This is a genomic window from Paenibacillus sp. MER 180 (assembly GCF_023713665.1).
GTDB lineage: Bacteria > Bacillota > Bacilli > Paenibacillales > Paenibacillaceae > Paenibacillus_B > Paenibacillus_B suaedae.
The window spans coordinates 180996-199426 of record NZ_JAMAVT010000009.1 but is presented as its reverse complement, the minus strand read 5'-3'; the positions used below and the strand labels follow the sequence as shown (position 1 = coordinate 199426).

At 47.4% G+C, this 18431-nt stretch carries 21 protein-coding genes; all 21 read left to right on the top strand.

Features of this window, described 5'->3' with window-relative positions:
- Window positions 1-7 precede the first annotated feature (7 nt).
- The 21 genes from M3661_RS16405 to rpsB all read left to right on the top strand — a co-directional run bounded on the left by M3661_RS16405 (window position 8) and on the right by rpsB (window position 18371).
- A complete protein-coding gene (locus tag M3661_RS16405; protein ID WP_005550576.1) occupies window positions 8-370 on the top strand; it encodes a response regulator in 363 nt (120 codons plus the stop codon).
- A gap of 4 nt (window positions 371-374) precedes the next feature.
- Window positions 375-914 carry a flagellar biosynthetic protein FliO gene (locus tag M3661_RS16400; protein WP_021256543.1) on the top strand — a complete coding sequence of 180 codons (540 nt, stop codon included), beginning with the start codon at window positions 375-377 and terminating at the stop codon, window positions 912-914.
- An 8-nt stretch (window positions 915-922) separates the two neighbouring features.
- The gene (gene fliP / locus M3661_RS16395; protein ID WP_021256542.1) at window positions 923-1675 is read left to right on the top strand and encodes a flagellar type III secretion system pore protein FliP; all 753 of its coding nucleotides are present in this window, start codon (window positions 923-925) and stop codon (window positions 1673-1675) included.
- Between the two features lie 34 nt (window positions 1676-1709).
- Window positions 1710-1979: a flagellar biosynthesis protein FliQ gene (gene fliQ / locus M3661_RS16390; RefSeq protein WP_021256541.1), complete on the top strand. Its 270-nt coding sequence runs from the start codon at window positions 1710-1712 to the stop codon at window positions 1977-1979.
- A gap of 11 nt (window positions 1980-1990) precedes the next feature.
- The gene (gene fliR, locus M3661_RS16385) at window positions 1991-2779 is read left to right on the top strand and encodes a flagellar biosynthetic protein FliR (RefSeq protein ID WP_251486747.1); all 789 of its coding nucleotides are present in this window, start codon (window positions 1991-1993) and stop codon (window positions 2777-2779) included.
- Window positions 2779-3915, top strand: a complete 1137-nt coding sequence (gene flhB, locus M3661_RS16380) for a flagellar biosynthesis protein FlhB (protein ID WP_021256539.1) — start codon at window positions 2779-2781, stop codon at window positions 3913-3915. The genes fliR and flhB overlap by 1 nt, the downstream gene beginning before the upstream one ends.
- 32 nt (window positions 3916-3947) lie before the next feature.
- Complete coding sequence (flhA, locus tag M3661_RS16375) at window positions 3948-5981, top strand: flagellar biosynthesis protein FlhA (protein ID WP_021256538.1); 2034 nt, start codon at window positions 3948-3950, stop codon at window positions 5979-5981.
- The gene (gene flhF / locus M3661_RS16370) at window positions 5978-7363 is read left to right on the top strand and encodes a flagellar biosynthesis GTPase FlhF (protein ID WP_251486745.1); all 1386 of its coding nucleotides are present in this window, start codon (window positions 5978-5980) and stop codon (window positions 7361-7363) included. The genes flhA and flhF overlap by 4 nt, the downstream gene beginning before the upstream one ends.
- A gap of 4 nt (window positions 7364-7367) precedes the next feature.
- Window positions 7368-8282: a MinD/ParA family protein gene (locus M3661_RS16365; RefSeq protein WP_142543621.1), complete on the top strand. Its 915-nt coding sequence runs from the start codon at window positions 7368-7370 to the stop codon at window positions 8280-8282.
- A 67-nt stretch (window positions 8283-8349) separates the two neighbouring features.
- The gene (locus M3661_RS16360; RefSeq protein WP_251486743.1) at window positions 8350-9714 is read left to right on the top strand and encodes a protein-glutamate methylesterase/protein-glutamine glutaminase; all 1365 of its coding nucleotides are present in this window, start codon (window positions 8350-8352) and stop codon (window positions 9712-9714) included.
- Between the two features lie 41 nt (window positions 9715-9755).
- The gene (locus tag M3661_RS16355; protein WP_065291890.1) at window positions 9756-11840 is read left to right on the top strand and encodes a chemotaxis protein CheA; all 2085 of its coding nucleotides are present in this window, start codon (window positions 9756-9758) and stop codon (window positions 11838-11840) included.
- Window positions 11841-11898: 58 nt separating this feature from the next.
- Window positions 11899-12360 (top strand): chemotaxis protein CheW, encoded by a 462-nt coding sequence (locus M3661_RS16350; RefSeq protein ID WP_021256534.1) that lies wholly within the window; start codon window positions 11899-11901, stop codon window positions 12358-12360.
- Window positions 12361-12364: 4 nt separating this feature from the next.
- Window positions 12365-12985, top strand: a complete 621-nt coding sequence (locus M3661_RS16345) for a chemotaxis protein CheC (RefSeq protein WP_021256533.1) — start codon at window positions 12365-12367, stop codon at window positions 12983-12985.
- Window positions 12982-13476, top strand: coding sequence for a chemotaxis protein CheD (locus M3661_RS16340; RefSeq protein ID WP_021256532.1), 495 nt, complete (start codon window positions 12982-12984; stop codon window positions 13474-13476). Before M3661_RS16345 ends, M3661_RS16340 begins: the two co-directional genes overlap by 4 nt.
- A 1-nt stretch (window position 13477) precedes the next feature.
- Window positions 13478-13909, top strand: coding sequence for a hypothetical protein (locus M3661_RS16335; protein WP_021256531.1), 432 nt, complete (start codon window positions 13478-13480; stop codon window positions 13907-13909).
- Between the two features lie 15 nt (window positions 13910-13924).
- Complete coding sequence (locus M3661_RS16330; RefSeq protein WP_021256530.1) at window positions 13925-14710, top strand: FliA/WhiG family RNA polymerase sigma factor; 786 nt, start codon at window positions 13925-13927, stop codon at window positions 14708-14710.
- A gap of 64 nt (window positions 14711-14774) precedes the next feature.
- The gene (locus tag M3661_RS16325; RefSeq protein WP_251486741.1) at window positions 14775-16181 is read left to right on the top strand and encodes a flagellar assembly protein A; all 1407 of its coding nucleotides are present in this window, start codon (window positions 14775-14777) and stop codon (window positions 16179-16181) included.
- 33 nt (window positions 16182-16214) lie between these two features.
- Window positions 16215-16547: a hypothetical protein gene (locus tag M3661_RS16320; RefSeq protein WP_065291889.1), complete on the top strand. Its 333-nt coding sequence runs from the start codon at window positions 16215-16217 to the stop codon at window positions 16545-16547.
- Window positions 16548-16628: 81 nt separating this feature from the next.
- Window positions 16629-17300, top strand: coding sequence for a DUF6115 domain-containing protein (locus tag M3661_RS16315; protein WP_065291888.1), 672 nt, complete (start codon window positions 16629-16631; stop codon window positions 17298-17300).
- Window positions 17293-17481: a hypothetical protein gene (locus M3661_RS16310; protein WP_251486740.1), complete on the top strand. Its 189-nt coding sequence runs from the start codon at window positions 17293-17295 to the stop codon at window positions 17479-17481. The genes M3661_RS16315 and M3661_RS16310 overlap by 8 nt, the downstream gene beginning before the upstream one ends.
- A 191-nt stretch (window positions 17482-17672) precedes the next feature.
- Window positions 17673-18371, top strand: a complete 699-nt coding sequence (gene rpsB, locus M3661_RS16305) for a 30S ribosomal protein S2 (protein ID WP_065291886.1) — start codon at window positions 17673-17675, stop codon at window positions 18369-18371.
- The last annotated feature ends 60 nt before the right edge of the window (window positions 18372-18431 follow it).

Below are 18431 nucleotides of genomic sequence, written 5' to 3'. Positions count from 1 at the left end.
CTCAACGATGGCAAACCGTATTTTGATCGTAGATGACGCAGCGTTTATGCGAATGATGATTCGCGACATTTTAACTAAAAATGGTTATGATGTTGTCGCGGAAGCATCGGACGGTGCACAGGCGATCGAAAAGTACAAAGAACATAAACCAGACCTGATTACAATGGATATTACAATGCCGGAAATGGATGGAATTACAGCGCTTAAAGAAATTCGCAAATCCGATCCGAATGCCAAAGTCATTATGTGTTCCGCGATGGGACAGCAGGCAATGGTTATTGATGCGATTCAAGCAGGAGCGAAGGACTTCATCGTGAAGCCGTTCCAAGCGGATCGCGTAATCGAAGCAATCAAGAAGACATTAGGTTAATTGTATGAAAACTGACAGCGGTCAACTGATGCAATCATCTGGTGTCGATGGATATTTATCGAGCTTATTGACCGTGTTGTTGTCACTTGCCGTCATCATCGTACTTATCGTGCTGTTCATCAAGCTGTTAAGCCGCAAAAACCGAATGTGGCAAATGAACCAAAGTATCCGAACGTTGGGCGGCACCGGCCTCGGACCAAACAAGTCGATGCAAATCGTAGAAGTTGGCGATGTCGTCTATGTATTGGGCATTGGGGAAGATATTACGCTTATCGATAAAATATCCGATCCGGCCCAAGCGGCACGCTTTACCGCGGCGCTTGAACGCGAGCAGCCGACAGCGGCATGGCCAACATCCTGGTCGGAGTGGAAACAACGTCTGCGAGTTGGACGCAATGGACGAACTATTGACAGTAACACGAAGCCAGAAGAGACGGAGTCAGTCTCATTCCATGAAATGTTTCATGAGAAGCTTGAGCGCATGCCAAAGCGCAGCGAGCAAGTGGAGCAGTTATTGAAGGAAGATAATAAAGAAGATCGGTAGATGGATTCATGAACAAAAAATTGTTACTATCTGTAACCGTCGCACTGTTTGTATCCAGCATGTCAGCTCATTGGGCTATGGCATCTCCCATTATTCCGGACATCGACATTAAGGTCGGGGGCGGAGGACAACCGGGAGCATCATCAATTTCGATTTTGCTGCTTATTACGATATTGAGCATAGCTCCAGCAATTCTGGTGCTGATGACCTCCTTCACACGAATTGTGGTTGTCCTTGGGTTCGTGCGGACGTCCCTAGGGACGCAGCAGATGCCGCCCAATCAGGTGTTGATTGGTCTGGCGCTCTTTCTAACTTTGTTTGTGATGTCCCCGACAATTGGCGAAGTGAATCAATCAGCCCTACAGCCGTATTTAAAGGGTGAGTTGAACCAGACCCAAGCGCTCGAGAAGGCATCTGTTCCGATGAAGAAGTTTATGTTCTCACATACACGTGAGAAAGATTTGCTCTTATTTATGAAATACACCAAAACGGATAAACCGAAAACATACGAAGATATTCCGTTAACCGTACTCGTGCCTGCTTTCGCGATCAGTGAGTTGAAGACGGCGTTCCAAATGGGATTTATGATCTTTATTCCATTCTTGGTCATTGATATGGTTGTGGCCAGTACGCTTATGGCCATGGGGATGATGATGCTGCCTCCGGTTATGATATCGCTGCCGTTCAAGATTTTATTGTTCGTGCTCGTAGATGGCTGGTATCTTGTAGTGAAATCGCTGCTCATGAGCTTCAATACATGACGCGAGTCAGACATGGCGAACGGGAGGAATGAACATGAGTGCAGAATTTATTATGGGTCTGGCAGGACAGGCTGTGTTCACTGTTCTTAAAGTGAGCGCACCGATGTTGGTAGTTGCCTTGGTCGTCGGATTGTTAATAAGCGTTTTTCAAGCGACGACACAAATTCAGGAGCAGACGCTTGCGTTCGTACCGAAAATTGTGGCAGTTATGATCGTTGTACTGTTGTTCGGACCCTGGATTTTAACGACACTCGTGGATTTTACGCACAATATTTTAAATAATTTGCATCATTATATCGGTTAGGCAGTGAAGCCATGGAAATGCTCGTACAAGCTTTCCCTGTTTTTTTGCTCTCGATGTGTCGAATCACGGCGTTCTTTGTCGCTGTTCCTGTCTTTTCTTCCCGAGGCGTGCCGATTAGGTTCAAGATCGGACTTGCATTCTTTGTCAGCTTAATCGCTTATTTATTGTTTGGGCTTGGTAAGAGTGTACCGACAGATGTAACTTATATCATTTATATTGTCCGGGAAATAATGATAGGCCTGCTCATCGGATATTTAGCACAGCTGTTCTTCTCTATCGTGCAGACAGCAGGTTCGTTCATCGATATGCAGATTGGGTTCGGCATGGCCAATGTCATTGACCCGTTGACCGGGGCAAGTTCGCCTGTGATGGGCAACTTTAAATACATATTTGTTGTTCTATTGTTTCTTGGAATGAATGGCCACCATTACTTTATCGACGGAATTATGCAAAGTTTTAAGTGGCTGCCGCTAGATGAGAATGCTTTTTTTGCTCAAATCGCAAATGGGAATATTACAGATTTCATTGTTAAGTCATTCACTGAAGCATTCACCATTGCTTTCCAAGTGTCTGCACCGCTTATCGTCGCTCTATTTTTAACGGACGTAGCACTTGGATTTCTAGCGCGAACGGCGCCGCAATTCAATATTTTCGTCGTTGGGATTCCGCTTAAGCTAATTGTTGGTCTTCTTATGCTGCTGCTAGTCGTACCAGGTCTTGTTTACGTACTGCAGCAATTGTTCTCTACGCTGTTCGAAGCGCTCGATCAGCTGCTACGCATGATGCAGGGGGCGAGATGATGAAGCAGCTTCACGATGTACACAGAGATGAGTCGAATCGCCACGCATATGTACTGCGTTATCCTCTTGATTTGCAGCTGTTCTCGCAAGAGAAGACAGAGAAAGCAACGCCGAAAAAGAGGCAAGAAACCCGCAAGAAAGGGCAAGTTGCCAAAAGTATGGATCTCTCAGGAGCGTTCATTCTCTTGGCTGGGTTCTCTTGCTTGTTCGTGCTCGGCGGTTTTATGAAGGATCGGATCGTCGAGCTGTTCCAAGATGTGCTGCAGAATCGGCTTACAATGGATGTGACGGCGAACAATGTGCTGGACTACTTCAGTTCCATATTTCTTAAACTGATGGTTATACTGGCACCGTTGTTTATTTCAGCAATCGTTATTGCGCTCGTCGTCAACTACATGCAGGTGGGCTTCTTATTTACTGGTGAGCCGCTGAAGATGAAGCTGGAGAAGATTGATCCGGTAAAAGGTTTCAAAAATATTTTTTCCATGCGTTCTGTAGTTGAATTTCTGAAATCGATTATGAAGCTCACAACGATCGGTGTAATCGTCTACACCTCATTGTGGGGGGAGCGAGATACGATCGTCATGCTGTCCCATGTTCCTCTGAATGACATCATGTCATTTACAGGGCATTTGACACTTATGCTTGGCATGAAGATTGGAGTGGCGTTATGTGTGCTTGCCGCTCTGGATTACATGTACCAACGATATGAATACGAGAAAAGCTTACGGATGTCAAAACAGGACATTAAGGACGAATTCAAGAAGACCGAAGGTGACCCTCTCATTAAGGGTAAAATTCGTGAACGACAGCGACGTATGGCACTCATGCGTATGATGCAGGAGGTTCCGAAAGCAGACGTCGTCATTACAAACCCGACGCACTTCGCAATTGCACTGAAATATGATGGTGGTGCGATGGAAGCACCGGAGATTGTAGCCAAGGGACAGGATTACGTCGCGCTCCGTATTAAACAGATTGCCAAGGAACACGGCGTCATAACGATGGAAAACAAGCCGCTCGCCCGTGCTTTGTATCAGAGGGCCGATATTGGCGATACCGTTCCGGCCGATTTGTTCCAAGCCGTGGCTGAGGTACTGGCATACGTATACAAAGTAAAAGGCAAAGGCAATTGATTAATCTTGATCAAGGATGGAGGGTGCATTCCGTGAAAACGAGAGATTTATTCGTCTTGGTCGGTATTATCGGTATCGTACTCATGATGGTTTTACCTATACCGACCTGGTTGCTTGACATTTTACTCGTAATCAATATATCGATCGCGCTCATGATTTTGCTCATTGCCATGAATACGAGGGAAGCGTTGAACTTCTCGATTTTCCCGGCTATGCTGCTCATTACGACATTGTTCCGACTCGCATTGAACATATCCACTACGAAGCAAATCCTTACGAATGGCGAAGCTGGTGACGTTGTTGCCACATTCGGTGAGTGGATAACCCAGGGAAATATTGCGGTTGGTCTTGTCGTCTTCCTCATTCTTGTCATTGTACAGTTTATTGTTATTACGAAAGGCTCTGAGCGGGTCGCTGAAGTATCAGCACGCTTTACGCTCGATGCGATGCCGGGTAAGCAAATGGCAATTGACGCAGACTTGAATGCAGGACTTATCAACGAACAGCAGGCCCGTGATCGCCGCGATAAGATTAGCCGAGAAGCGGATTTCTATGGCGCCATGGACGGTGCCAGTAAATTCGTAAAAGGGGATGCGATTGCAAGTATCATCATCCTGCTTATTAACTTGATCGGTGGCTTCATTATCGGAATGGCGATGCATGGAAAATCATTTGGCGATGCAGCATCTACTTATTCGATATTGTCGATTGGTGATGGACTTGTCAGCCAGATTCCAGCGCTTCTTATTTCGACCGCAGCAGGTCTTATCGTAACAAGGGCGGCATCTGATGGAAACTTGGCAGAAGATTTGCGAGCGCAGATGTTTGCTTATCCGAAGCTGCTCTATATCGTATCAGGCACGATCGCGTTACTTGGATTACTTACGCCAATTGGAATAGGATCTACGATTCCATTTGCTGTCATTCTTGGGATTGCCGGATATCGGATGCAGAAGAACATCGATGAGCGGCAAATCGAAGAAGAGCAGCTTGAGGAAGAACTGCAGATTGAAGAAGTGCGCAGTCCAGAGAGTGTAATCAATTTGCTGCAGGTTGATCCGATTGAATTTGAGTTCGGTTATGGACTCATTCCGCTTGCGGATACACAGCAAGGAGGGGATTTGCTCGACCGTATTATTATGATTCGACGCCAATGCGCGTTAGAGCTCGGCTTGGTCGTTCCTGTCATCCGCATTCGAGACAATATCCAATTGAAGCCGAATGAATATGTCATCAAGATTAAGGGCAATGCGGTAGCCCGAGGGGAGCTTCTGCTCAATCATTATCTGGCGATGAATCCCGGTTATGATGATGAATCGGTATCAGGAATTGAAACGGTAGAGCCGGCATTCGGACTACCAGCATTATGGGTGGATGATGCGATGAAGGAGCGTGCCGAATTGGCAGGATATACGGTAGTAGATCCGCCTTCTGTTGTGGCTACGCATCTGACTGAAATCGTTAAAAAGCATGCACACGAGCTTATTGGACGTCAGGAGACGAAATCGCTTGTTGAAACGGTTAAGGAACAATATTCTGCTCTTGTGGATGAACTGATTCCAAATGTATTGACGATCGGGGATGTTCAGAAAGTTCTGGCGAAGCTTCTGCGAGAGAAGATCTCGATTCGCGATCTGGTAACCATATTCGAAACACTGGCAGATTACGGTACATATACGAAGGATCCGGATGTATTAACGGAATATGTGCGTCAAGCGCTTGCTCGCCAGATTACACAGCAATATTCAACTCCAGGCGAGACGCTGCGTGTGATCACAATTGGACCAAGCTTGGAAAAGAAAATTTCGGACAATGTGCAGCAGAACGAGCATGGTTCTTACCTTGTTCTAGATCCGAATACGACACAGCAGGTATATCAGCGCATGAGTGAACAGATTCAGAAGCTGCTACAGACCGGACATTCGCCGATCATGCTGGCATCTCCGAACATTCGCATGTACTTGCGGCAGCTTATGGAGCGTGCGATGCAGGATGTTCCGGTTCTGTCCTACAATGAGCTTGAACCAAATGTTGAAATTCAAAGCGTCGGAGTGGTGAATGTATGAGGGTGAAAAAATACCTCGTCGAAACGATGCCGGAGGCCATGAGTCAAATCAGGCAAGAACTTGGAAAAGATGCGGTCATTGTCAGTACCAAAGAAGTTAAGACAGGCGGTATTCTTGGCATGTTCCGTAAGCGAGCTATTGAAGTAGTGGCGGCGGTCGACGAACAAGCTAAGCCTACAGCCAAGTCTTCCACAGAACCCAATACTCCTCCTGTCAATGGGACGATGCAATCGTATGTTCCTTCATCGGTTGCTCGCTCCATGTATGGGGGAGGCGGCAGCAATGGTCAGTCTGCAAAAAATGTGGAACGTGGAACCGCCCAACCGCAGGCAGATGCAGCTGGTCGCATGCCGCAGTCAATGAGCTCTAATAGGGCGGTTCAGCCTCCAAATACCATGCAGACGATGTCGGCTGATTTAGAAGAAGAGAGTACTGCTGTGCCTTGGACGCAGCTTCCATTTGCACGGTCTGAACGGGCCGTTATGCCGATGACATCGATTGAACAAGATCCGACTGACCCGCATTTACAGAAAGAATTGGCTGAAATGAAACGGATGATGCGTAAAGTAATGGAGCGCGTCAACTATGATTCATGGTCAGAGAGTGCACAGGAGGTAGAGCGTCATCTCAGGCTTCAAGGACTGTCGCAAGAGGCTGCATATGGATACGTGCAGCAGGCTTGGGAGCAATGCAAGTTGAACCGTGAGGAAGAGCCTGATTCTGATGTGCTGAGGGGCTATGTGAAAGATATCGTAGAAGAGAAGCTTCAGTCGCATGTTGTCCATGGATTGACACCTGCTACCCGCATTTTGTATGTCGTTGGGCCGACTGGTGTAGGTAAGACGACGACGATTGCGAAGCTGGCTGCAGATCAAATGTTCCATCATCAACGCAAGGTAGGTCTAATTGCTTCTGACACCTATCGAATTGCAGCTGTTGAACAACTCAGAACATATGCATCGATATTGAACGTTCCGATGGAGGTTGTGACCTCGCCCAATGACACGGAACGGGCATTGCGGGCGCTTCAAGGCTGTGATCTGATCATTATGGATACAGCAGGGCGCAATTTCCGCAACGATATGTATGTGAATGAGTTGAATACGATGCTTAAGCCGTTCCCAGACAGTGAGACATTCCTCGTCTTGAGCTTAACTTCCAAGACGGAAGATATGATCGCTATACTGGAGCGATTCTCAAGACAGCGCATCGATCGGATCATATTCACGAAGGCGGATGAGACAGATACATTCGGTTCAGTGCTTGAACTTGCAGATCGAACGACGATTCCGTTCAGTTATATAACTACAGGACAGAATGTCCCGGACGATATCGAGCCGTTCCAGGTGGATGAAGCGGTAAGACGAATAGTAGGTGCATGACGAAATGAGCTACGATCAAGCAGAAGGACTAAGACAGTTGGTAGAATCCCGTCATGAAAGAGTTGGTTCCACGGTGTCATCTCGGATGGCGCAGGGAAGCTCTGAAGTTCGATCTGCACGTATTATTGCCGTTACGAGCGGTAAGGGCGGCGTGGGAAAATCCAATTTTACGTTGAACTTCGCGCTCTCCCTACAAGATGCGGGGTATCGAACACTTGTATTCGATGCGGATATCGGCATGGGGAACATTGATGTTCTGCTCGGTGCGACATCAGGTGTGAGCCTCATGCACGTCTTGCGAGACGGGCACTCCCTGCAGGATATTATTCAGGTAGGTCCTCGAGGAATGCACTACATTCCAGGAGGCTCCGGATTCCAAGAATTATTGGATATGCCTTCCGTTCATATTGAACACTTCATCCAAGAAATGGAGAAATGGTCATCACAGTATGATGTCATCTTGTTTGATACGGGAGCGGGGCTGAGTAAGGAGACGATGCAATTTCTCTCAGCAGCGGATGAGACGCTTGTTGTAACCACACCTGAGCCAACATCCATTGCGGATGCCTATGCACTGATTAAGGTCGTTTCCGCTGCGAGACCTGATCATTCGTTCCGTCTTGTCATCAACCGAGCTTCAGATTGGAAAGAGGGAAGCCAGACGGCTGAGCGATTATCAACGGTAGCGGAGCGATTCTTGAATCGTCCGATTCCGACGCTGGGGATTTTATATGATGATCCCCATGTGATGCAGGCCGTAAAGAGGCAAATTCCATTCGCTATTTTGTATCCACAATGTATAGTTGCCAAGCAGCTTCGTGAACTAGCCAATGCTTACATTCACGGAATCGGGCAGACTGGACAAGCTGGAGGGGTTAAGCAATTTTTGCGGAAATGGCTGGGCAGATGGTCCTCCTAAATGTAAGGCATGAAGAAATGGAGGACGCAGCATTCACAAATGGCTGCTTAGGGAGCGTGATGAGAAATTGACAACCAAGAAAGTGCTTGTCGTGGACGACTCGGCCTTCATGCGAACGATTATATCTGATTTAATTATCCAGGATCATTCCTTTGAGATTATCGGTACTGCCTCTAATGGTGTAGATGCTGTACACAAAGTGATGGAACTGAAGCCAGATGCAGTGACGCTGGATGTTGAGATGCCGATTCAGAATGGCCTCGTAGCACTTCAGAGCATAATGACAGATTGCCCTACCCCGGTCATTATGCTGTCAAGTTTAACAGAAGAAGGGCGCTCGGAGACATTATCCGCACTTGAATATGGAGCTTTTGACTTCGTATGTAAACCAAGCCCTGCGGGTGGGACGAAAGATATACATAAGGTTGGAGAAATGCTGCGGGAGAAGCTGCATACTGCAATTGCTTCTCAAGAAAGAAAGCGTCAGCTGGAACGACTGCGGGAACAAGGGGAGCGGCTAAAGCGGGAGTACGCAGCTGCTTTATCGACAGAAGAGCTCGTCCCAAGGCCTCCGCATCAATCCGGTTTAAAGTCTCGTACAGATGATGGAAATAAGCAGAGAGCGAAGAGCCCGATTACTTCTAGAGCGGCTGCAAAATTGGCAGCGAAGGAAATGCAGACACAGCGCAGCATGGAAGATACGCCGATTATTGGCCGTACTCGTGCGGGGAAGCCAGTTGCTCCGAATGCGAACGAGGAATTACATCCTATATGTAATCACGAAGAGCGCCTAGATGTCACGCATCTGAGTGCCTTAGAATTCGTTGGAACAGCGAATGCAGCCAACTCAACGAGATTTGAGCAAATTGTTGCCATTGGAACATCGACGGGCGGTCCGCGTGCATTGAAAGAGCTGTTGTCAGCATTACCTAAACATATTCCCGCACCGATATTGGTGGTTCAGCATATGCCGCCTAATTTCACAAAATCATTAGCTGAACGTTTGAACAATTACAGTGATATTGAAGTAAGGGAAGCGCAGCATGGCGATGTGCTGCAGACTGGGGTAGCTTACATTGCACCAGGTGGCATGCATATGATGGCCGTGCGCAATGCAGAGGGGAATTATTCGATTGCTTTATCCAAAGGTGAGCCCCGCAACGGACATCGTCCATCAGTAGATTCCCTGTTCGAATCACTACTGCCGTTGAAGGGACTGAAACGGCATATCGTGCTGTTGACGGGAATGGGTAGTGACGGTGCGAAAATGATGAAACGGTTGGCCGACGAGGGCGTAACTTCAACCTTTGTCGAAAGTGAAGAAAGCTGCGTCGTCTTCGGCATGCCGCGCGCGGCAATCGAGTTGGGATGCGTATCGCAAGTCATTCCACTACATCAGATGGCAAAGTCCATTACACATGCAATGAAATGATCAGATACTGTTGTGCAAATCGTTAAAGGAGGTGTTCGAGCATGGATTTGAATCAATATTTGTCCATGTTTATTGACGAAGCGAACGACCATTTGCAAGCGTTGAACGAGCACATGCTAGAGTTGGAGAACCAGCCAGACGATGTTGGGATCGTGCAAGTCATTTTCAGGTCGGCCCACACCCTAAAAGGGATGTCGGCGACAATGGGGTTTGAGGATTTGGCCTCATTAACACACCAGATGGAAAATGTATTGGATCTTGTAAGAAACCAACAGCTCGCGATGGACTCCTTTATTTTTGATACGTTATTCCGAAGCTTGGATGCTTTGGAAGCTATGGTCTCCGATATTACTAACGGTGGAGAAGGCAAGGCAGATGTGACGGCAATTGTTGCAGCTCTCCAATCGATTGTCAAAGGCGATTACAAGAAGGAAGCTTCTTCCGCAGACGGAAGCTCCGCAGATGATGCTGAAGAGCAAAATGAGCGGCTTGATGAATTCCAGAGAAGTATCTTGGAACAATCGGTGGAAGCAGGCATGCATGTGTACTACATCCACATCCAATTGCGTGAAGATTGCGTACTAAAGGCAGCTAGAGCCTATATGGTATTTCAGGTGCTTGGGCAGTACGGTGAAGTAGTGAAGTCGAATCCTCCTGCACAGGACATAGAGCAGGATAAGTTCGACAATGGCTTTACCGTATTCTTTGTCAGCGGTGAAGATGCCGAGCGATTGCAGCAAGAGATCGGACAAGTCTCAGAGCTGGACAGCGTACAAGTACAGCCATTCACGCTTGAAGACATCCGCAATTGGAATAGTCAAATCGAAGAAGTACAAGCAGGCAGACAAGAAGCAGCAGCAACTGCAGCGCCAGCCAAGCCAGAAGTGAAGACAGAGCAGCCAGCGGCATCCGAAGCTTCGTCTGCGCCTGCACGCAAACCAAGCAGCACGCCAGCAACTGGAAAAGCAGTTGCAAACCGGACGATTCGCGTAGATATTGAACGGCTCGATGTACTGATGAATCTACTAAGCGAAATGCTCATTGATCGCGTACGGCTCGAGCAATTGTCAGGTGATCTCAAGCATCATGATTTGACAGATACCGTGGAGCATTTGTCACGAGTAAGCTCTGATTTGCAAAATATTGTGCTTAAGCTGCGCATGGTTCCTGTTGATACGGTATTCAGCAGATTCCCGCGGATGATGCGTGACTTAGCCAAATCACTTGATAAGAAGATAGACTTTATTATAACCGGTGCTGAGACAGAGCTTGACCGCACTGTAATTGATGAGATCGGAGATCCACTTGTTCACTTGCTGCGCAATGCAGTTGACCACGGTATTGAATCTATTGAGGATCGTATCGCAGCCGGCAAGCCAGAAACAGGGACTGTTCATTTGCGGGCTTTCCACAGCGGCAATCATGTCTTCATCGAAATTGAAGAAGATGGTCACGGAATCGACCGTGCGATGGTATTGAAGAAAGCCATCAAGAATGGTGTTGTCACTGCGGAGAGAGCAGCTCAAATGAGTGATGAGCAGGTATATATGCTGCTATTCGCATCTGGATTCAGTACGGCAGAGAAGGTCTCGGATATATCTGGCAGGGGTGTTGGACTGGATGTAGTAAGATCCAAGATTACATCTTTAGGTGGACACGTCATTGTTGAGTCTAAGCTGGGACAAGGAACGAAGTTTATCGTGCAGCTCCCGCTTACATTGTCCATATTATCGGCAATGCTCTTCCGTTTGGGAAGTGAGAAGTATGCGATTCCGCTTAGCTCTATTGTGGAGACAAGCATGGTCAAGAAAGAAAAAATACGCCGGGTTCATGGTGGTATCCGGATGGTTGATTACCGAGACAGTGTAATCCCTCTTCTATCACTCAGCACACTTTTCGATTGCCCGAATTATTCGGACATGGAGGAAGAAGAGGTTGAGATCATCATCGTACGCAAAGGTGACCGTATAGCGGCATTGGCTATCGATGACTTTATCGGTCAAAGCGAAATTGTTCTGAAGCCATTAGGAAGCTATTTAAAAAATGCGCCAGGCTTCTCAGGAGCAACGATTCTCGGTGATGGACAAGTTGCATTGATCATTGATCCGAATGCGTTGCTGAAGTAATCCTCAATGTCTATTTATGATTGCAAAATAGTCATATTCAAATGAAGGAGGACGTGACATGGCAGAAGAGTTAAAGGTCGTTGTCTTTACGTTAGGGGAAGAAGAATACGGAATCGAAGTTGAAAAGGTAAAAACGATAGAGCGTATGCTCCCTATCACACGGGTTCCGAAAACATACGACTTCATTAAAGGTGTTATTAACTTGCGCGGGGTTGTTGTTCCGGTCATCGAGCTTCGTGGTCGATTCGGATTGCCGTCTGCGGAAGTGACGGAACAATCTCGTATTATTATCGTAGCTTATGAAGATTTGGAAGTTGGCTTTATCGTGGATAGTGCCAATGATGTTATTGATATTATGGACGAAGATATCGAACCGGCCCCAGAGGTTGTGGGCGGCATTCAAGCCAAATACTTGCGCGGCGTAGCTAAGATTGGGGATGAGCGTTTACTTATTATGCTCCATTTGGCCGAGGTGCTGAATAAGAGTGAAATTATTCGATTAGAACAGCTTGAGGCATAACAGCGTGCACTTATTCGAACGACTCGGAGAGTTCAAGCTGGATGTTCTGAAGGAAGTCGGGAATATTGGTGCTGGCAACGCCGCAACGGCACTATCCCGGCTGCTCAACCGACCGATTGACATGGCTGTACCGAAGGTGCGGCTTCTGCCGTTCGAGGAAATTGCGGACGAGGTTGGTGGCGCAGAACATGTTGTGATTGCAATATATTTTCGTGTCGAAGGAGATGCGCCAAGTCATTTGTTCTTTATGTTCGATACGGATGCCGCTAAGCGTCTTTTGTCGCACTTGGAAGCATTGCCTTCAGATACGAGTCAATGTTTCAATGACATGGAATTGTCCGCCTTGTCGGAGATCGGCAACATTTTAGCAGGTTCTTACTTGTCTTCCTTGGCAGATTTCACTCATATGGCGATGTCGCCAACGGTTCCTCAGCTTGCTATCGATATGGCGGGCGCAGTGCTCAACTACGGAATACTGCAATACGGGGAAATGGGAGACAGCGCGTTGCTAATCGATACGAAGTTTTTGCAAGACTGCGATGAAGTGCAAGGAACCTTTTTCTTAATACCTGACCCGGACTCTTTTGACAAAATATTTGCTGCATTGGGAGTGCCATTCGAATGATAGAAGAGTCGACGGTTGTAAAAGTCGGAATGGCTGATTTGCAGGTATGCCGTTTCGGTTCCTTACGAACGACCGGTCTCGGATCGTGCGTTGGATTGACGTTATATGACCCGGTTGCCAAAATTGCCGGAATGGCGCATGTTATGCTGCCGTCTTCGGATATTGCTAGAGAGGGGAATCGCAACATCGCCAAGTATGCGGATACTGCCATTCCAGAATTGATACGCCGTATGACAGAAGCGGGTGCTTCTCTGTCCCGGGTTCATGCGAAGATGGCTGGAGGAGCCCAGATGTTTGCTTTTGCTTCGAATAACGATATGATGCGTATCGGACCACGGAATGTAGATTCCTGCAAATCGATGTTGGAGCAATACAGTATCCCGCTTCATGCCGAAGACACAGGCGCCAATTATGGGAGAACGATAGAACTGTTCTGTGATGACGGGAGACTTCACATTCGCAGCGTGCAGATGGGTGAAAAGGATATATAGCATGAGAGGAACAATACGTTGGAATTACATATTCGGTGCTGTTGGATCTATCTTTGCCTTAATGGTGTCATGGAGCAATAATGTATGGACGACGAGTCTGCTCCGAGCAATTATTGCGTTTGTAATATGGTTCGGACTCGCATATGGGGTCAGATTTGCCTTGGGCGTGCTGCTATCTGATGATGAAGGCAAGCAGCCTGAGGCCGGCGCATCTAAGAATCCAAACGCAGGGACGATGTTGGACATGACAACTCCGGATGAAGAGGATGTTCTTCGAGATTTACTGCGGCCGAACGGTGCAGATTCGAAGTCAAATCCGGTAGAAGATGAAGGCGGCTCGTTCCAACCGCTGCAACCACCCAAGCTCGTGACCAAAGCGCAACCAGATGCGGAGGAATTGGCACAGGCTGTTCGTCACTTCGTACAAAAGTAAGGAGGTTGACTGTCGGTGAGCGTACAGAAATTACAACCTGGCTCGCAAGAGGGACTGTGGGAACGCTGGAAGGATCATGGTGATCAGGATGCGAAGCGGCAATTGATAGAAAATCATCTATCGATCGTCGACTTCGTATCGAATCGACTTGCTGCAGGTCTGCCTCGCAATGTAAGTAAGGACGATCTGGCAAGCCATGGTGTGATTGGCCTGATAGATGCTGTTGAGAAATTCGATTACCACAGAGGGCTGCAATTTGAAACCTATGCCTCATGGCGGGTTCGTGGAGCCATCCTAGACGGACTGCGTTCTGGAGATTGGGTACCTCGCTCGGTAAGAGAGAAGGCGAAGAAAATTGAAGAGGCTTATCAGCAATTGGAGCAGCAATACTTGCGTACAGTTACGGATGAAGAGATGAGCTCCTATTTGCAAGTCAGTGAGAAGGACTTCCAAGGGATGCTTCAAGACGTATCGATCATGTCGATTTGTTCATTGGAAGATCCGATTCGTGAGGACGACTCTGAGACGCGAATATCGCTTCTTATCGATGAGACGGCGAAGAATCCGGAGTATAAGGTAAATGAGTACTATTTAAAGGAAGCACTTGTTCAGGGAATTGATAAATTAACCGATAAAGAGAGAACAGTGATCTCCTTGTTCTATTATGAGGATTTGTCACTGAGTGAGATAGCGGAAGTGATGTCACTATCACCATCTCGAATTTCGCAGCTGCACTCTAAGGCGATACTGAGACTTCGAACCGTATTGGAGAAGCAGAAGCCAATGCTGATGGAAAATTGATGGGATACGGAATAGTTGAGAAGAAACTACGCTGAATAAAGAGAAAAAGAAAGGGGGGTTTTTCGTGAGTATGACATTGGCATTGGAAGAGTATTTGGAAGTAACCGTATCTGAAGATAAATTGCAGGCGCATCTCCATTTTAAGAAGGCTGTTGAAGGGCTCACGTGCACGATTGAAGAGCTGGACGAATTGCTGCGTTCCTACGGCATTCGATATGGAGTACAGTCTCAGGTATTGAAGGATATCGCTGCGAATCCGAACAATTTTGCTCGAGGTGCGACGATGGTCGCTCATGGAAAAGCACCCGTACACGGTGTAGATGGTCGAATAGAGCTTCTGCTTCCGCAGAACGGGAAGGAGTCCAAGCCGGCTGAACGGGAAGACGGAACGGTTAATTTCCGTGAAGTGAAGCAGTTGGACAATGTGAAGAAGGGTCAAATGATAGCCAAGCGTATTCCGAGCCAAGAAGGGATATCCGGCATGTCCGTTCTTGGTGAGGAGATGAAGGCCATCACTGGGCGCGAGGCACGATTCAAGCAAGGGAAGAATGTCGTACTAGATGAGGCGGAAAATGCGCTTTATTCGGCGATTGACGGACTCATATCCCGTATTGAGCCGGAACGAATCAGTGTGTTCCCTGTATATGAAGTAAACGGAGATGTGGACTACCGCACTGGTAATATTGATTTTGTCGGTACGATTGTCATTCGCGGCAATGTGCTGACAGGCTTTACTGTGAAAGCTTCGGGAGATATTCGCGTATATGGCGGCGTGGAAGGTGCAACGCTTACTGCGGAAGGCTGCATTGAGGTAAGCGGAGGCATTATTGCCGGCAATAAAGGAATGGTCAAGGCCGGAACCCATGTGAAATGTTCGTTCATTCAGGAGGCCACCGTCGTTGCGGGCACTGAAGTCAATGTATCGCAGAGTATTATGCACTCCAATATTCGAGCAGGCAAGCGGGTTGTATGCCAAGGCACCAAGGGACTTATTGTGGGCGGGATTGTACAAGCAGGTGAGCGAGTGATTGCACGTACAATTGGCAATACGATGTCCACGGCCACCGTAATTGAAGTAGGGGTGCTGCCGGATTTGCGCAATGAATTGACGGATTTACGGACTAAGCTTAAATATAATATTGAGAACGTAGAAAAAACCGAAAAGGCACTTCGCATACTCGATCAGCTTGCCGCTACTGGGCAGTTGACAGGGGAGAAGCTAGGCATGCGCATTAAGCTGAATTCTACGAAAAAGCAGCTTGTTGGAGAGCAGACTGAAATGAGAGAGCGTATGCTGGAGATTGAGAAGTTGCTTGAGGACACAGCTGTGTCTTCCATAGATGTGTCTCATACGATATACGGTGGAGCTAAGCTGGTTATTGGCCGCAATGTTCGTTTCATCAAAGACATGGCTCAGCGTATTTCCTTCCGGATCGTTGACGGCGATATCATGATGACAACTTACCGTTAAGGTGAAGGACAATAGCCTAACCGGGGTGATTCGATGAATTGGAAGCCTGTAGAAATGCAAATCGCGATACCACGAACGCAAGAGTCATCGACATTGCAGCATCAACAGCAACAGCGTCCTGTAACAGAACAAGCGATACTGAACGACCAAGCCCAAAGGTTGATGGAAAAGTCGCGGGAACGAAATGCACAGGTGGAGTCATCACAGGATGCTCGCATTCGCAATCAACATCATGAAGGTGGGAACCATGCAGAACGGGATGGAAGCGATAACAGCCATTCGGAGCAAAAACAAGATGAAACTGAGCAAGTCATGGTTCCGGCTCAACATCCTTTCAAAGGAAAGCATATCGATTTCATGTGTTAAATGGTGGCGCCGGGTTCCCGCATAACGTGAGGATCGCGGCGCTTGCATTTAGGAAGCGTGACAACATAAGGAGGTGCATACATGGAACCTTGGATCTACATTGTGCTGTTAGGTGGTGTCATCGTTGTCATTGGATGGCTTCGTCCTCGCACTCAGGCAACAATGGACACCACAGAAATACGACGTAATATGGAAGAGACACTTGAGCATTATATGACAGAGCTTGAAGAAGAAAATGAGAAGCTCTTAAAAGTCATTGAGCGGATGAAGCAAGAGGGAGAGTACCGGGATGAGGCGCTGCGCAAGCGAATGGACAAGCTTGAACAAGCATGGGAGAGCAAATGGAGCAGCTTAGAACAGGCAACTGCACAACCTGTATATACGGAATTAGAAGCAGGTCATCCCTCCGCACTGTCTGAACGCGAGCAGGAGCTTCTGCAGCGCACAGCCAATACGCAAGACTCAGAATTACAAGAGACGGTTCCCTCGCAGATGGCATCGTTATCCGTTCCGAGCGGACATAGATCTGCCTCGTCTCGTAAGGAAGAACTTCATGCTGCAGATGAAGCTGATTCTCATGAAGAACTTCATGAAGAACAGTCTAGCGCTCCCATTCAAACACGATACGCGGAGATCTTCAGACTCTTTCAGAACGGATGGACAGAGCAGGCTATTGCAGACCATCTGGGAATGCCAATTGGTGAGCTCCAGTTAATCATCCGGTTGGGGCAGCAGGAGGGATCACATGATTAAGGATCGCCGCTTTCTTATCGGGTTAGGCACCGGAATTGTGCTAGGGGGTCTCCTTCTTCAGCTATGTCTTATCGGTCAGCGTTCGATAGAACCGATGTCGGATACGGAGCTTCATCGAGCTGCCGAGCAGGCTGGATATAAGCTTGTACCGCAGCAGCCTGCAAGTTCGAATAACAAGTAGTATAGCTTGACCCGAACAGTGGATAAAGTGGTTGCAACTGGGTAGGCGTTATGGTATATTAAATGACGGTGTTAAGAACACACGTCAGTGTATTTCAGTGAGGGTGCTTTCTGTCGGGTTGACTGCGGGAAGTCTCAACGAAAGAGGATACTGGCGGAGGATAAATAACCATATTAGGAGGTGTAGTGAAGATGGCAGTTATCTCCATGAAACAGCTTTTGGAAGCTGGGGTACACTTCGGTCACCAAACACGTCGTTGGAATCCGAAGATGGACAGATATATCTTCACAGAACGTAACGGTATTTACATCATTGACTTGCAAAAGACAGTGAAAAAGGTCGAGGAAGCTTACAATTTTGTAAAATCCGTCGGCGAAGAAAATGGAACAATCTTGTTCGTAGGTACGAAAAAGCAAGCTCAAGATTCCGTTAAGGAAGAAGCTGAGCGTTGCGGCATGTACTACATCAACCAACGTTGGTTGGGTGGTACTTTGACTAACTTCGAAACAATCCAAAAACGTATCGATCGCTTGAAGCTACTCGAAACGATGGAAGAAGATGGAACATTCGAAGTTCTTCCTAAGAAAGAAGTTATCATTCTTCGCAAAGAAAAAGATCGTCTTGAGAAGTTCTTGGGCGGTATCAAAAATATGAAAGGTTTGCCTAGCGCGTTGTTCGTAATCGATCCACGCAAAGAGCGTATCGCAGTTGCGGAAGCTCGTAAACTGGGTATCCCAATCGTAGGTATCGTTGATACAAACTGTGATCCGGACGAAATCGACTACGTTATCCCTGGTAACGACGATGCAATCCGTGCAGTTAAATTGTTGACTGCTAAGATGGCTGACGCAATTGTTGAAGCTCATCAAGGCGAAGAAACAACAGCGTAATTTTGGAATACTAATTGGATGAACAAAAGGGTGGTTGGCAGGTGGTTCACCTCTCGCCGC

Coding starts and splice junctions, on each gene's coding strand:
- M3661_RS16405 (WP_005550576.1), top strand. CDS start 8: ATGGCAAACCGTATTTTGATCGTAGATGACGCAGCGTTTATGCGAATG.
- M3661_RS16400 (WP_021256543.1), top strand. CDS start 375: ATGAAAACTGACAGCGGTCAACTGATGCAATCATCTGGTGTCGATGGA.
- fliP (WP_021256542.1), top strand. CDS start 923: ATGAACAAAAAATTGTTACTATCTGTAACCGTCGCACTGTTTGTATCC.
- fliQ (WP_021256541.1), top strand. CDS start 1,710: ATGAGTGCAGAATTTATTATGGGTCTGGCAGGACAGGCTGTGTTCACT.
- fliR (WP_251486747.1), top strand. CDS start 1,991: ATGGAAATGCTCGTACAAGCTTTCCCTGTTTTTTTGCTCTCGATGTGT.
- flhB (WP_021256539.1), top strand. CDS start 2,779: ATGAAGCAGCTTCACGATGTACACAGAGATGAGTCGAATCGCCACGCA.
- flhF (WP_251486745.1), top strand. CDS start 5,978: ATGAGGGTGAAAAAATACCTCGTCGAAACGATGCCGGAGGCCATGAGT.
- M3661_RS16365 (WP_142543621.1), top strand. CDS start 7,368: ATGAGCTACGATCAAGCAGAAGGACTAAGACAGTTGGTAGAATCCCGT.
- M3661_RS16355 (WP_065291890.1), top strand. CDS start 9,756: ATGGATTTGAATCAATATTTGTCCATGTTTATTGACGAAGCGAACGAC.
- M3661_RS16350 (WP_021256534.1), top strand. CDS start 11,899: ATGGCAGAAGAGTTAAAGGTCGTTGTCTTTACGTTAGGGGAAGAAGAA.
- M3661_RS16340 (WP_021256532.1), top strand. CDS start 12,982: ATGATAGAAGAGTCGACGGTTGTAAAAGTCGGAATGGCTGATTTGCAG.
- M3661_RS16335 (WP_021256531.1), top strand. CDS start 13,478: ATGAGAGGAACAATACGTTGGAATTACATATTCGGTGCTGTTGGATCT.
- M3661_RS16320 (WP_065291889.1), top strand. CDS start 16,215: ATGAATTGGAAGCCTGTAGAAATGCAAATCGCGATACCACGAACGCAA.
- M3661_RS16315 (WP_065291888.1), top strand. CDS start 16,629: ATGGAACCTTGGATCTACATTGTGCTGTTAGGTGGTGTCATCGTTGTC.
- M3661_RS16310 (WP_251486740.1), top strand. CDS start 17,293: ATGATTAAGGATCGCCGCTTTCTTATCGGGTTAGGCACCGGAATTGTG.
- rpsB (WP_065291886.1), top strand. CDS start 17,673: ATGGCAGTTATCTCCATGAAACAGCTTTTGGAAGCTGGGGTACACTTC.